The organism is Thalassoglobus sp. (assembly GCF_048270125.1).
In the GTDB taxonomy this organism is placed as follows: Bacteria; Planctomycetota; Planctomycetia; order Planctomycetales; family Planctomycetaceae; genus Thalassoglobus.
The window spans coordinates 140,123-153,274 of the sequence record NZ_JBLWTN010000009.1; the positions used below are offsets into that span (position 1 = coordinate 140,123).

A 13,152-nucleotide genomic window follows, 5' to 3' on the forward strand; every position below is an offset into this window, starting at 1 on the left:
AGGTCGTACGGATCAGGCTGCCCACCATCCACCGTTGACATGGAGAGTTTGTCCGGTGATGTATGAGGAGAGGTCGCTGCACAGGAATAAAATTGTGGAAGCAATCTCTTCCGGCTCGCCGAACCTGTTGAGTGGAATCTGTTCGAGCATTTTCTGACGTGCCGCGTCCGGGATCGATTCGCCCATTTCTGTCAGGACGACTCCGGGAGCGACGGCATTGACGTTGATACCTTTGCCAGCCAGTTCACGGCTGAGAACCTTCGTGAGTGTGATCACGCCCGCCTTTGCAGAGGCGTAATTGGCCTGCCCGTAAAATCCAATAACTCCTGATATCGAAGCCATATTGACGATCCGTCCCCCCTTCTCCAGGTAAGGGGTGATAGACTGGCTGGCGCGAAAGACTGCCGACAGGTTGGTTTCGATGACGGTGTCCCATTCATCGTCTGTCATGTTCTTGATGCTCCGGTCTCGGAGGACCGCAGCGTTGTTTACCAGGAAATCGATCCGGCCAAACTTCTCTTTCGTCTGATCGTAAAACTGTTTCATCTCTGAACGGCTTCGGACATCAGCGGGAGCAATGAATCCGTTGTCGCCCCACTCTTCTGCCAATTTTGTGGCTCGTCCCCGGCTGATTCCATCTGCGTCATCAAAGTAGTTGACTGCGACCTGTGCACCCGCATGTTTAAGCATGGTTGCTGTCGCCTTGCCGAGTCCTTGAATTCCCCCAGTGACGACCGCTACCTTGCCTGACAAATCAATTGAGATCATTGATGTACGTTTCCTTCTGAGAATTACCCACGCGCAAACCGAGATGAGATCGGGTTCACCTGTCAAAAATGGCATCATATCAAAGTTGTCCAGAGTTGTCGGAGGTGATTTCCTGATTCGTCGAAGACTTTTCTTGCAACGAGGGTGTTTTGAGAAGTCCGGGCAGATTATCCTCTGGAAGTTCCGTTCAGTTGATTGTGAAACAGAGACCTGTTTGACAGGACGAACGGAGAAAATTGCCAAGTCCGTGGAGTAAAATTATGGCGGAGAACGCCCCGCTTGTTGGGATCATTATGGGAAGCAAGTCCGATTGGGAGACGATGCAACCCGCGGCGGACATGCTGAAAGAGTTTGGTGTCGAACATGAATGTCGAGTTGTCTCTGCACATCGGACTCCCGATTGGATGAACGAATATGCAAAGACTGCGGAAGAACGCGGGCTGGAAGTGATTATCGCTGGAGCAGGTGGGGCGGCTCACCTGCCTGGGATGGTCGCCTCTCAAACTGTCCTCCCTGTGTTGGGAGTCCCGGTCAAAAGTCGAGCACTGAACGGGCTCGATTCGCTACTGTCGATCGTGCAAATGCCTGGCGGAGTTCCGGTCGGAACACTTGCGATCGGTGATGCCGGAAGTAAAAACGCAGCTTTGCTGGCGATTCGAATTCTGGCGAACTCGCGTCCCGAACTGCGTGAAAAACTTCGTGCGTTTCAGAAAGAACAAACAGAGAGCGTTCTGGAGAACTCGGAACTATGCTAAAGCAGATTTCTCCCGGTGCGACGCTGGGTGTTCTTGGAAGTGGTCAACTCGGACGGATGTTTGCTATTGAAGCACGTCGCCTGGGGTATGGCGTTCATGTCTTTTCCCCAGATGAAAAGACACCGACAGGAGCCGTTGCGGATCGCGAGTGGACTGCCAATTACGACAACTTCGACGCGATCGACGAATTCGCGAGAAGTGTTGATGTGGTGACACTCGAATTCGAGAACGTGCCGACTGCTGCCCTCAATCAAATTGAAAAGTTTGTTCCGGTCCGTCCGGGGCCGCAGGTTCTTGAAGCAGCCCAGAATCGAATCAAGGAAAAGTCTTTGATGCGCAGCTTCGGGCTTCCAACAGCTCCGTTTGCCGCCATTGACTCTTTGGAAACCTTGACTTCCAAACTTGCTGAATTCGGTGGAAAAGGAATATTAAAAACGGCCAGCTGGGGGTATGACGGAAAAGGTCAGCAGATGGTGACCAGCGATGCCGATCTGGCGACCATTTGGGAGCAGTACGCAGGCAACGAAACAATTCTGGAAGGCTTCATCGACTTCTCTCGTGAACTTTCGATTATTGGAATCCGAGATGCGAACGGAAATTTTGACTGTTTCGATCCGTTCTTGAATCACCATGCCAATCACATTCTGGATGTTTCGTTAGCGGGGCCAGGGCTGTTTCGTCCGAAAGTGATTGAAAGAGCGAAGGAGATTGTGCGAACGGTGATGGACTCACTCGATGTGGTGGGCGTACTCTGTGTGGAACTTTTTGAAACTAGCGGTGATGACCTGCTCGTGAACGAAATTGCTCCGCGACCGCATAACTCAGGGCACCTCACCATCGATGCCAGCTACTGTTGTCAGTTCGCACAGCAGGTCCGGTCGATTTGTAATCTTCCGCTTGGTTCTACAGAGCTTCGGCAACCGGCTGCAATGGCCAATCTCCTTGGTGATCTCTGGCCGAAAGCTGGTCAACCAGACTGGGCGGCTGTGCTCTCGTGCCCTGAAGTTCATCTGCATCTGTATGGGAAAAGCGAAGCCAAACCAGGCCGAAAAATGGGGCATCTTACTGCGCTCTCCAACGATGTTTCCAGCTCGGAAGAGATTGCCCGTAGAGTGAGAAGCTTGCTGTAGACTTTGCTTCGTCGCATCAGGCCTGACACGAATTGACAACACCATATGGCGGTCGTATCGTGGAGTGAGAGGCGGAGTTCTCTGCCGGGTGATCAACACCGACGAAGCACATCACCACACGTACGTCGACAAGATGTACATCACAGACGATGACCACTGTACTTGAGGCAAACCTTGTCAGACGAGACAGAGACTACTGACACACGGGCTGAGGCTCTTCAGACAAAGGAAGGCGTTCAACGGAAGCGTCTTGCGATCTATTTTTCCGTCACCTTTTCTGTACTGCTGGGGATCCTGGCAGGGTTGGGAGTCTTCACGTTCGGGTACGGTAAAGGGGCGAGTTACCTCAGTAATGATCCCAAAGGATGTGCAAATTGCCACGTGATGCAGGATCATTTCGATTCCTGGCAAAAAAGCAGCCACCACCATGTGGCAGTCTGCAATGATTGTCACCTCCCCCACGATTTTGTAGGGAAATGGGTGACAAAAGCAGACAACGGATTCTTTCACTCGTTGGCGTTTACGCTGCATGATTATCACGATCCAATTCAAATCAAGCCTCGGAATCGGCGTGTGACTCAAAGCTCATGTATCGATTGTCATGAGGATTTTATTCATCCTCTTTTGCCAGTTGAAACAGAAGCAGGGACCGGTGACGCTAAAGCTCACGACATGCTCTCTTGCGTTCATTGCCATAGCGATGTCGGTCACGCTTTCCGGACGATTTCATCCGGTTCAAAGCGAGATTAAACAGCCCGATTCAACACGTTTTTCACTGTTCCGTTCTAAAGCCAACTCTATGAAATCTTCAAATCAAGGCCTCGTTCGTTGGATGTTCCTCCTGACCTTTCTAGTCGGTGCGGCATCTTTTGGTGTGATCGCGTTGCTTGTGAGCATCTTTGAGCGGAAGCAGGAAGCACGAACGCCATTTGTCAAAATTGTAGAAGTGAGCGAAGTGAGCACAGACCCCGAACCATGGGGGCTGAACTTTCCGCTGCAATATGAAACCTACTTGAAAACGGTCGATACCGAACGGACTGAGTATGGCGGGAGTGATGCTTTGCCGCCGAGCAAGCTGGAGAAGCAACCCTGGTTGAAAAGACTTTACGCCGGATATGCTTTCAGTCTCGATTACCGCGAAGCACGTGGGCATGCCTACATGCTGAGTGATCAGAAAGCGACGAAGCGAGTCACTGAAGTCCAGCAAGCCGGGGCCTGTCTGCATTGTCATGCCTCAATTGTCCCGACGTATCGACGAATCGGTCTCGAAGAACAAGGGGTCGAGGTGACTGAAGCCAAGCTTGCCGACTCCTTTAATCAGGAAGCTGTGATGGCTGGCTTTAAGGCAGTCAGCCAAAGAAATTTCGAAGATGTATACGCAGAGTTGTTGAAAACTCCTGATGGTGTCGTTGAAGCGTCCGAAGGTGACCCTCATATGGGTGGGGCTCATCCCGTTTCGTGCATCGATTGCCACAATCCCGACACAATGCAAATCCGAGTGACTCGTCCGGGATTCATTGAAGGAATTGCCAAGCTGGCCGCCAGCGACGATCCGGTTCCACACTTGCCGAGTATCGCAAAATGGCGTGAATCGGGAAAAGAGCGGCCCTATGATCCGAACCTGGATGCATCGCGTCAGGAGATGCGGTCGTTCGTTTGTGGGCAGTGTCACGTTGAATACTACTGTGCAAACAAAATGACGCTGACGTTCCCCTGGAGCAATGGACTCAAAGTCGAGGATCTGGAAAAGGAATGGGCAGAGACCGAATTCCCTGATGGAGGCGGCGAATTCTACGACTATGTTCACAAAGAAACCGGAACGAAAGTCTTCAAAGCTCAGCACCCAGAGTTTGAACTCTGGAGTCAGGGAATTCATGCAAGAGCCGGTGTCAGTTGCAGCGACTGTCACATGCCATATGAAAAGGAAGGGGCTACCAAATTCAGCACTCACTGGGTTAGAAGCCCGATGTTAAATATCAACCGCGCCTGTCAAACCTGTCACAATGTTCCTGAAGCAGAACTGAAAGCTCGTGTTGACATTATTCAGAATCGAACAACAGCACATATGGAGCGGGCTGCTGTAGCGATGACCGATATGCTCGATGCCATTATTGAAGCACAAAAGAATGGAGCGACTGAAGAGCAGCTGAAGCCGATCCGAGAGATGCAGCGCAAAGCGATGTGGCGACTTGACTACATCAGCAGCGAAAACTCTAAAGGATTCCACGCAGATCAGGAAGCAGTTCGGATTCTTGGTGAGTCAATCGACTACAGCCGGCAGGCACAAGCAGCCGCATACAAAATCGGGAACACCAAAAAAGCGGCAGAAAAAGAGTAAGGCTCCTGCGTCTCAACTCATTTCAACCGGCTCGCACGACAATGAGAGGCTGTGGACAAAGGAAAGAGATAGAAGTCTTTTATTACTTGAGGATTTGATCTGTAGCGAGATGCTCGATATTCAGCATCTCCTTCAGCTTTTCGTATCTTGAGGCAGAGTTTTCGTTAGGAGACTGGGCTCGTTTCACGGCGCGAATTAACAAATTCTTTGGCGTGTGTTCCAGGTCGATGAACTCCATGATCTGAGTCTTGTAACCCTTGACTTCCAGTGCTTCGGCGCGGAGGGCATCGGTTGCGAGGGCCGCGATTCGCTCTTTGAGTATTCCGTGCTTCAGAATCAGATTCAGATCGTCATTCTGGATCTGAGGAAAGACTTCGTGTTGGCAGCAGGGAACCGCAAGGATGACATCTGCCTGAGCATTGACGGCATAGGCAAGAGCTGCATCCGTGGCACTGTCGCAAGCGTGCAATGAAAGAGCCAGGTGAACTTTCGCCTGTTGCGCCGCATCCTCAATCTTTCCGTTCGAGAACTCCAGTCCTTCCAGTTGGAGTTTATCAGCGAGACTCTGGCAGCGCGAGATGACATCTGGTTTTTGGTCGATGCCGTGCAGAACGACCTCTCTTTGATGGATGGACGTCAGCAGGTAATGGACTCCAAATGTCAGGTAGCTGAGCCCGCAACCGAAATCGACAATTCGAATTGGTCCATCAGCGGGAAGTTCGGAATAAAGGTCGTTGACGATCTCTAGATAACGATTGACCTGACGGAATTTCTTTTGGCGAGCTGCATGGACCTTCCCTGCAGCGTTCATGATTCCAAGAGCTTCCAGAAACGGACAAGGAACACCCTCCGGGATGAGATAGTTCTTGGCTCGATTGTGTTTCAATGAGACGCGGGGTTCCTGGGACGTTGTTTTCTTCTTTGTGTGTTTCAGCCCTTTCTTTGACTTTCTAAGGATCTCTTCGCTTTCATTTGTAAAGAGATAAGCTTCGCGAAACATGTCTCCAAAATCGTTGCGAAATTTCTCGACTGACTCCTCATAAGAGAGATTCTGGTGAGTCTGCAACTTTTCGAACTGGAGTTCCCATTGAAGAAAGTTTTGACCCTTGATTTCAATCGGGCGAACGGTTTGCTTGCGTGGAACTTCAGGTGAGGTTCCTTGAGTCGGAGCACTTAAGATCAAACGTTGGAATCGCTTCTCTCCAATGGAACTGTGAAATGCATTGATGAATTCTTCAAGATGGGCGGTCATGTTGTATGCCGTGCAGCAGCAGATCGATCAATCTGTTGGTGAGATCGGTCTGCTGTGAAATTGGAAATTGAAGTCACTCTACGAAAAAACAGCCCGCAATGTGCAGGCTGTTTTTTGTCTTGATTGAGTACGAGTACGAATCGATTGGATTCTAAAATTCTCCACCAATTGGCTCTCGGCCATTCCGCGTGCAGAGTGCAAAGAAGATCTGGTCATCGACGTTTTTCGCCATCGACCGGGACGATCCATCCGCCAGAGCGATATTCAGAACATCACCGTGGAAGCTACCGAAGCCGAAGAAGTGAATACTTCCTGTGAGGTTACAGTTTTGAGCGTTGGCAGGCGTTCCGGTCCAGTAGGTGTCGAATCGCGAACCGGAAATGTCGTCGCGTCCTCGAGCACAACAGGCGTAGCTGTCGCCCCAAAAACCACCGAAGAGTGATTCTGCAAAAATGATTGTGTTCGACATTCCATCGGTAATGTCGCGGTCATCAATGCTGCTGTTCTTAAAGAAAATTCCGTTCTCGACCGGGCCACCCTGAGGAGGGAGTTGGCCTTGTGCGTTTTGAGCTTGTGTTGCCACGAATCCCATGTTTCCTCGGTAGCTGGAATAAGCAAGGTTGCCAGGACGGTTGTCCGGAAGGCTGGCACTTGGGCAGACGTACGAGGGGACGGGAACCTGGAGGTACTCCCAGTTACTGTTGATTGGTGGGTCAGGATTGTTGCTGGTTTTATCGAGTTCAAACTGAATGGCGAGCGTCCCTTGCTCGATCTGTGGCAGGATCAGTGAGTGCAAAGCCCATGGGCGTCCCATCGTCCAGTCACTGATTGTAATCGGCTGCGCACTCCCAGAACTGATCACGACGGGAGGAGAAAAGTATTGTGAAATATCGATATCGCATAGCGGAGCTGGAGGATTTGGGTTGAGAGGATCAGCTTCGGCTTCAATCCAACCTGATGGGAACGATCGATGGCTGTCGAGGTAGTTTTGTGATGCCAGTCCGAGTTGCTTGATGTTGTTCAAGCAAGAACTCCGACGTGCCGCTTCACGGGCACGCTGCACAGCTGGCATCAGCATAGCGACCAAGAGGCCGATAATTGCGATGACCACAAGCAATTCGACGAGCGTGAACCCCGATTTATTACGGGAGATTCCGCGTTGTTTGATGTCGCATCGACGCATGGATGACCTCTCAATTTCAAAATGAGGGAGCTATGTGCTCGTATTTTATGATCAATTATGGAGCACTTTCGTGCTTTCGGAGTCGTGAAAAACGGTTCTCTCAGAAAAAACCGGAACTCCACGGGCAGATTTCGTACACCAATTCGAGAACTGCTGAGATTGTCTTACATATTACAGGGTGGGTCATCAAGTTGGACAGCGAAAAGTTCCTTTTTGGTGCTATTTTGCTGAGTTTCCCCAGCGCTTTGTGAGGTTGGCAGAGACTTCAAGCTGGTCGCAAATTCGAGCCACTACAAAATCGATCAGGTCCATGATCGACTGCGGTTGATGATAAAAACCCGGCATCGCTGGTAAAATCACCGCTCCGGCATCGGACAATGTTTTCATGTTTCCTAGCTGGAGGCTACCAAGTGGAGTTTCGCGAGGAACAACAATCAGTTTTCTGCGCTCTTTCAAATGAACATCGGCAGCTCGGTGAATCAAATTCGATGAAAGGCCATTTGCAATACTGCTGAGTGTTCCCATTGAGCAGGGGCAGATCACCATTCCGTCGGTGAGGAAGGAACCACTTGCGATCCCCGCCGAAAAATCCTGGTAGGCATGGGAATACAGTTTCCCGGTTCGCTCTCGGACATGTGAGTCTCCGGGAATTGAATTCAGTAGCTCCTCCGCGTTGAACTGGAGAGGGTCAATTTGCAGTCCCAGCTCAGCAGCGAAAACCTGCGTCGCTGCCGGGCTGATAGTCAAATGAACTTCGTTTCCTGTTTCGAGTAACACTTGCAACAAGCGGACTCCGTAAAGTGATCCACTCGCTCCGGTGATGGCGACAACAATACGTTTCATGCGGTTTCATTCCATTTATCAGTCTGTTCCAGTCTCCAAGTTAGAGTGATGAACCGCAAAACGATATCGATCAAACAGTTTTTTTGCTTTCAAATCCCTCTCAAGTTCTTGTTGCCCACTTTTCACTGACACAAACGCAGAAATTCACAGCCTTCAACACCGATTCTCTAGAATTTTCAAGCAAACCCAAAATTGATTTTGCGTCCTGTTGTGTGGCGGGTCATTCATGAAGCCTTGAAAACGAGCTTCACCAGCACGGCAAACGTCATAGATGCATGAGAAATAAAAAAGAGGCAGCCAAACCGAAGTCTGACTGCCTCTTTACAACGGAGGGTGAATCCGTTCGCTTCAAGTATTCGCTGTGATTGCTGTCGATTATTTCAAAATTGGCAGCAGGTTTGGATTCGATGCAGATCGTTCCAGGTCGACCTTATCGATTTCCTTAGGTGGAGCTGGTGCGGCTGGTGCGGCTGGTGGCACCAGGTTGTCGGCATCATTGCTCTCGACCGGTGTCGGTTCTCCCTCAATTTCCTGAACAGACTCAACCGGATAATAAGGAGCGGCGTTGGCCGTGGGGCCAAACTGATGCCAGTCCTGTGGTCGTGGGGCTGGGGGAGTCATCCCTGGGACAGGAACCCACGTTGGAACTTTTTGGTAGTAGTATCCAAGTTGAGTCGTATCTGTCGGTGTGTAAACAGCAGGTCGATGCCCGTGGTAACCGCTTGGATGTCCACCGGTCCACTTTGCAGGGTAGTTATGTTGATAGGAAACCGGCTGACGGAAGTAGGGTTGTTTGCCGGGAATCATGAATCCATGAGATGGAGCGTAAGAGCAGACTCCACTGCAAGGGTCCAGCCATGCCAGGATTTTGCGAGCCGAACAGCTCAGCTTTCCACAGCATGAGTTACAGCCATTGCAACCGGCTCCCCCGATTGGACAGATCACGCCAAGTGGGCATCTTCCGTATGGTCGGCAACCGTATCCACCGTATCCGTTTTGGCAACTCCGGCACCCAGAGCCGCCTCCATTTTGACAGACACCACTTTGGCAGTTCTGGCAGTTTCCATTCTGACAGCCAGCAGAATTACCAAAGCCAGCCCCTGCTGCCTTATCGCAATTTGTTCGCAACAGCCCATTCTGGGCAGCGACTGCGGGAGAATCGGTAATGTGGACGACTCCCGTTTCGTCCAACTCCTGAGCCGAAGCCACTCCGGTGATCAGGCACAACATTCCCGCAACTGCGAGAAGTTTGCTTCGAAGAATTTTTGATCGAACCATCGTTTTATTCCTGTAATACAAATGAGTCCCGTTGTCCGTAAGTTGTTGTTACGGAGTAGGAACTCCCGGAGTGAGAGGGTGAGCAACAGGTGTGAGTCGACTGGAAGGAATGCCCCAACCGTAGTTGTATGTGTGGTTCACGTTCGGTGCGAGAGGCACAGAAACAGGACCACCATATCCCGGAGCGGCATAAACCTGTCCGTCGCGTGAATCGAAGTAGTCCGGATTCACGGGGTAAACCATGCTGTATTTGCCCCAAGGTGGAGCGCCCTTCCCATCTGGTCCGGTTGGACAGAAGTATCCAAACTTACAGCGAAGGTAAGCCTTCTTCTCTGCAATGTCAGCTCGGCATGATGCCTTGAGGGTATTGCAACGTTGTTGGTTGCGAAGCCCCAGGAAGAACATGTTCATGCTGATCCATTGCCCAACTTTTGAGTTGGCACAAAGGTACGGACCTGGTTCGCAAGTCGCGTAGCCATCGGTGACGTAACCGTCGGAGACATATCCGTCGGTGACATAGCCATCCGTCACGTATCCATCGGAGGCGTAACCGTCCGATGTCGGGCATGTTTTACATGCACTGACTTGCTGAATTTCACCCGATTGACCACGGTAGGTCCATTCCGGTTGAGATTGATCGCTGACGCGGACGACGCCGGCCGATTCTGACTGGCCAAGACGTACGACTCCCTCAGCATCCTCTGCTGATACGGGGACCGTCGCCAGGACGAGACTCGCGGCAACAAACCGCAGGCTCCAACTGCGAACGAGAGTCATCATGATTCTTATTCCTGGGTCTGAGTGTTCGACTGCCGACGCTCAAGACAAGAGTGGTCTCAATCAGTGAGAGCCAAATGTCTTCCTTGACGGCGATCAGTACGATTTTTGAAAAGTTGATGTACTGGAACATTTTCAAAGTTTGTCCTGTCGATGAACCTCGCTGTCACGATTTCATAGACTGTTCGCCACAGGGCGGAACGTGAAGACAAATTGGAAATGCTCTTGCTCTCTCATCCGACACCGTGCGGGCGGCATCGGACGAGAAGGGCAGAGTGATTCGGATCGATTCGTGAACCGAAATTTTGAGAGCAGCTTTATTGCTCTCGTCTGTTCGTGGGAATGCTTTCGATAAAATCGTTAGCGTTTTTCCACGAGGCTGAACTCACGAAGTTTTTCGGATTGCTTAACGTGGTGGGCGAAATCCGGAGAAGAGAGGACGATGCGATTTGTATTTCACAATCACTTCGGTCCCTTCCAGTTTCACTTGTTCGTGTTGACGCATCCCGAACGGGGTCCAGATCCAGCCCCCTTTGACGTTGTAGTAAAACGGGCCATACATGGCATGGTATTCATGCGGGTACAGCATTTCGTGTGGAGCAAATGCCTGGTTTGTAATGATCGCTCCACCATTCCATGGAGGCGTATACTGAACCGGGCTTGGATACAGTGGAGCATTCAGTTGTGGATAATGTGCTCCACCATGTCCGTGCGGAGCAACGTAACCGTTCCCCGGTGATTGAACGAGATGCGTTTGTTGAACGCGACCGTTATGCGGACTCTGTGCCATTGCTGTATTGAACATCGAAACTGCAACGACAGCTGCAGTCATCTTCAAAGATACTGAGAACATTTCACCCTCCCTGTGTCCTCTACGAACACACGAGTCACAGCTGTGACGTGCGGTGTTCTGTTTAATTTTGACAGCGAAGCTGTCAGACTATGTCCCGATCCGTGAACATTTCGAACAGGAACCTTCCAGGTCTTCTGGAAGTCAGGTTCGGTTCCTGGATCAGTGCTGATGACTTTCCCGTAAACTGACATCGTGAACAGCGAACTCAATGTTCGAGAGGCCGAAGGCAAGTTTTTGGTCCAGTTTGAAAATCACGTTCTCGAATAAGACAACATGACTCACTCTCAGATTCGGCAAACTCGGATCGTGACAATGAGTCATTTCGGGAACGTTCCAACGAAACACCCACGTTTTCCGAATGTATGACTCTCAAACGACTTAAATCAGCTGAATAACCGCTTCAGTCGGTAATGTTCGCACTCTTTTCGTAATCCGGAAATCCTTCCTGTACTCCGCAGATTGACAAAGTCATGACTTATAAAGAACGACTCAGACTCGGAATTCTTGGCTGTGGTCGGATTGCGACCCGCCGCGTTCTGCCTGCTTCATCGGAAAGTGAACTGGTGAGCGTCGTCGCCATTGCCAGTCAGCGAGAGGGAGTGGCCCAGGAATCTGCGAGCGAGTTTCAGATTTCCCACGCATTCAACAGTTACGAGGAACTCCTGAAGTCGGAAGATGTTGACGCGGTTTATATTCCGAGTACCGGCGATCAGCACCACCGGTGGACCATTGCAGCGGCAGAAGCTGGCAAGCATGTCCTATGCGAGAAACCGCTCGCGCCGACTCTTCGAGAAGCTGAGGAGATGGTCGCTGCGTGTCGCGAAAACAATGTATTGCTGCAAGAAGCTTTCATGTGGCGACAGCACCCTCGCGCACAGATGCTCAAGAGCGTTTTACAAGACGATGCGATTGGCACGCTCCGGTTAATTACGGTGAACTTCTCGTTCAATATCGATCGCAACGATTGGCGACTGAGGCCAGAACGAGGCGGCGGGGCGATGTGGGACCTCGGTTGTTACGGAGTCAACGCGAGCCGTTTCTTTACCGAAGCGGAGCCGACAGCGATTTCTGCCGATGCTCATTGGTGGGAGACCGGCGTTGATATGACTATGCGAATTGGACTGACTTTCCCAAACGAAGTGCTCGCAAATATTGATTGCAGTTTTGAATTACCGTTCCGCTGCCGCATGGAACTTGTTGGAGACGGTGGTCGAATCGTCGTTGATCCCGCATTTCAACCAGGTGAGAAACCATCGTTTCAAATTTGGCGCTCAGCTGATCATGACGCTCCCATGGAAACGATCGAAACAAGTTCCCGCGACCAGTATGCCTGTCAGCTCGACGCTTTTGCGTTGGGAATTCAAGAAGGGAAACTCGTCGATTCTGCTGAAGATGGTTTGCAGAACATGAAAGTCATGGAAGAGATCCTGAACACCGCGAAGAAGACATCGACGGCTTCTCCGAAGGCATGAAGTCTTCGGGTTGAGCAAATTTGATATTGGATTTGGTTTAAGTTTTGTGAATGTTGAACCAGCGTCCGCAGTGATTGCATTTTACATCCCCATGCGGTGAGACATCTGCGTTTTCGGCTAAGCTCGCGCCACAGCCATCGCATTGATACCCAGCGGTGACATCAGCGAGTGGGGCGGCGGGCCCGTCGTCAGGGCGTGGATTCAGTTGATGCATGTTTTCCATCATCGAGCGGATTCGATGTTCAGGACTCAGCTTCCCTGAAAGTGTTGACATGCCGATCACCACAAATGGAATCGCTACAAAGGTTCCGAAAATTTTGAAAAAGAGTGGAGCAAAGCCAAACGGAGGAATTCCTGTCCATAAAGAAAAGATCAGTGTCAGCCCGATTCCGAGCGGAACAAGCCCCATGAATCGGATTAATTGCATTGGGTCTTCCTTCTATGGTGAAACTGGTTGAAATCGTGAATCGAGAAACGCGTGGCGAACTCAATTCTTATTCGTG

At 50.8% G+C, this 13,152-nt stretch carries 14 protein-coding genes; 6 read left to right on the forward strand and 8 right to left on the reverse strand.

Annotation, left to right across the window (positions count from 1 at the left end):
* Positions 1 to 12: 12 nt before the first annotated feature.
* Positions 13 to 768 carry an SDR family oxidoreductase gene (locus ACN0YR_RS12955; protein WP_417849656.1) on the reverse strand — a complete coding sequence of 252 codons (756 nt, stop codon included), beginning with the start codon at positions 766 to 768 and terminating at the stop codon, positions 13 to 15.
* 260 nt (positions 769 to 1,028) lie between these two features.
* Here ACN0YR_RS12955 and purE point away from each other — a divergent pair, with 260 nt between their 5' ends.
* From purE to ACN0YR_RS12975, 4 genes are all read left to right on the forward strand, one after another.
* Positions 1,029 to 1,523: a 5-(carboxyamino)imidazole ribonucleotide mutase gene (gene purE / locus ACN0YR_RS12960; protein WP_417849657.1), complete on the forward strand. Its 495-nt coding sequence runs from the start codon at positions 1,029 to 1,031 to the stop codon at positions 1,521 to 1,523.
* Positions 1,517 to 2,653: a 5-(carboxyamino)imidazole ribonucleotide synthase gene (locus ACN0YR_RS12965; RefSeq protein ID WP_417849658.1), complete on the forward strand. Its 1,137-nt coding sequence runs from the start codon at positions 1,517 to 1,519 to the stop codon at positions 2,651 to 2,653. The genes purE and ACN0YR_RS12965 overlap by 7 nt, the downstream gene beginning before the upstream one ends.
* A gap of 255 nt (positions 2,654 to 2,908) precedes the next feature.
* Positions 2,909 to 3,403: a cytochrome c nitrite reductase small subunit gene (gene nrfH, locus ACN0YR_RS12970; protein ID WP_417849708.1), complete on the forward strand. Its 495-nt coding sequence runs from the start codon at positions 2,909 to 2,911 to the stop codon at positions 3,401 to 3,403.
* A 49-nt stretch (positions 3,404 to 3,452) separates the two neighbouring features.
* Complete coding sequence (locus ACN0YR_RS12975) at positions 3,453 to 4,991, forward strand: ammonia-forming cytochrome c nitrite reductase subunit c552 (RefSeq protein WP_417849659.1); 1,539 nt, start codon at positions 3,453 to 3,455, stop codon at positions 4,989 to 4,991.
* An 82-nt stretch (positions 4,992 to 5,073) separates the two neighbouring features.
* Here the strand turns inward: ACN0YR_RS12975 and ACN0YR_RS12980 are convergent, their stop codons facing one another.
* The 5 genes from ACN0YR_RS12980 to ACN0YR_RS13000 form a co-directional block, all read right to left on the reverse strand.
* Positions 5,074 to 6,243 carry a class I SAM-dependent methyltransferase gene (locus ACN0YR_RS12980; RefSeq protein ID WP_417849660.1) on the reverse strand — a complete coding sequence of 390 codons (1,170 nt, stop codon included), beginning with the start codon at positions 6,241 to 6,243 and terminating at the stop codon, positions 5,074 to 5,076.
* Positions 6,244 to 6,394: 151 nt separating this feature from the next.
* Complete coding sequence (locus ACN0YR_RS12985; protein WP_417849661.1) at positions 6,395 to 7,426, reverse strand: DUF1559 domain-containing protein; 1,032 nt, start codon at positions 7,424 to 7,426, stop codon at positions 6,395 to 6,397.
* A 219-nt stretch (positions 7,427 to 7,645) separates the two neighbouring features.
* Positions 7,646 to 8,269 carry a UbiX family flavin prenyltransferase gene (locus tag ACN0YR_RS12990; protein ID WP_417849662.1) on the reverse strand — a complete coding sequence of 208 codons (624 nt, stop codon included), beginning with the start codon at positions 8,267 to 8,269 and terminating at the stop codon, positions 7,646 to 7,648.
* A gap of 375 nt (positions 8,270 to 8,644) precedes the next feature.
* On the reverse strand, positions 8,645 to 9,547 hold the full coding sequence (locus tag ACN0YR_RS12995; protein ID WP_417849663.1) for a hypothetical protein: 903 nt from the start codon (positions 9,545 to 9,547) through the stop codon (positions 8,645 to 8,647).
* Between the two features lie 48 nt (positions 9,548 to 9,595).
* On the reverse strand, positions 9,596 to 10,327 hold the full coding sequence (locus ACN0YR_RS13000) for a hypothetical protein (protein ID WP_417849664.1): 732 nt from the start codon (positions 10,325 to 10,327) through the stop codon (positions 9,596 to 9,598).
* A gap of 74 nt (positions 10,328 to 10,401) precedes the next feature.
* On the opposite strand from ACN0YR_RS13000, the gene ACN0YR_RS13005 reads away from it, so the two are divergent.
* Positions 10,402 to 10,530, forward strand: coding sequence for a hypothetical protein (locus ACN0YR_RS13005; RefSeq protein WP_417849665.1), 129 nt, complete (start codon positions 10,402 to 10,404; stop codon positions 10,528 to 10,530).
* 200 nt (positions 10,531 to 10,730) lie between these two features.
* Here the strand turns inward: ACN0YR_RS13005 and ACN0YR_RS13010 are convergent, their stop codons facing one another.
* A complete protein-coding gene (locus ACN0YR_RS13010) occupies positions 10,731 to 11,177 on the reverse strand; it encodes a hypothetical protein (protein WP_417849666.1) in 447 nt (148 codons plus the stop codon).
* Positions 11,178 to 11,647: 470 nt separating this feature from the next.
* On the opposite strand from ACN0YR_RS13010, the gene ACN0YR_RS13015 reads away from it, so the two are divergent.
* Positions 11,648 to 12,649, forward strand: a complete 1,002-nt coding sequence (locus ACN0YR_RS13015; protein WP_417849667.1) for a Gfo/Idh/MocA family protein — start codon at positions 11,648 to 11,650, stop codon at positions 12,647 to 12,649.
* 37 nt (positions 12,650 to 12,686) lie between these two features.
* Here the strand turns inward: ACN0YR_RS13015 and ACN0YR_RS13020 are convergent, their stop codons facing one another.
* Positions 12,687 to 13,076, reverse strand: coding sequence for a hypothetical protein (locus ACN0YR_RS13020; protein ID WP_417849668.1), 390 nt, complete (start codon positions 13,074 to 13,076; stop codon positions 12,687 to 12,689).
* Positions 13,077 to 13,152 lie beyond the last annotated feature (76 nt).

Coding starts and splice junctions, on each gene's coding strand:
- ACN0YR_RS13010 (WP_417849666.1), bottom strand. CDS start 11,177: ATGTTCTCAGTATCTTTGAAGATGACTGCAGCTGTCGTTGCAGTTTCG.
- ACN0YR_RS12990 (WP_417849662.1), bottom strand. CDS start 8,269: ATGAAACGTATTGTTGTCGCCATCACCGGAGCGAGTGGATCACTTTAC.
- ACN0YR_RS13020 (WP_417849668.1), bottom strand. CDS start 13,076: ATGCAATTAATCCGATTCATGGGGCTTGTTCCGCTCGGAATCGGGCTG.
- ACN0YR_RS12995 (WP_417849663.1), bottom strand. CDS start 9,547: ATGGTTCGATCAAAAATTCTTCGAAGCAAACTTCTCGCAGTTGCGGGA.
- ACN0YR_RS12980 (WP_417849660.1), bottom strand. CDS start 6,243: ATGACCGCCCATCTTGAAGAATTCATCAATGCATTTCACAGTTCCATT.
- ACN0YR_RS12965 (WP_417849658.1), top strand. CDS start 1,517: ATGCTAAAGCAGATTTCTCCCGGTGCGACGCTGGGTGTTCTTGGAAGT.
- purE (WP_417849657.1), top strand. CDS start 1,029: ATGGCGGAGAACGCCCCGCTTGTTGGGATCATTATGGGAAGCAAGTCC.
- ACN0YR_RS13000 (WP_417849664.1), bottom strand. CDS start 10,327: ATGATGACTCTCGTTCGCAGTTGGAGCCTGCGGTTTGTTGCCGCGAGT.
- ACN0YR_RS12955 (WP_417849656.1), bottom strand. CDS start 768: ATGATCTCAATTGATTTGTCAGGCAAGGTAGCGGTCGTCACTGGGGGA.
- ACN0YR_RS13005 (WP_417849665.1), top strand. CDS start 10,402: ATGTCTTCCTTGACGGCGATCAGTACGATTTTTGAAAAGTTGATGTAC.
- ACN0YR_RS12985 (WP_417849661.1), bottom strand. CDS start 7,426: ATGCGTCGATGCGACATCAAACAACGCGGAATCTCCCGTAATAAATCG.
- ACN0YR_RS12975 (WP_417849659.1), top strand. CDS start 3,453: ATGAAATCTTCAAATCAAGGCCTCGTTCGTTGGATGTTCCTCCTGACC.
- ACN0YR_RS13015 (WP_417849667.1), top strand. CDS start 11,648: ATGACTTATAAAGAACGACTCAGACTCGGAATTCTTGGCTGTGGTCGG.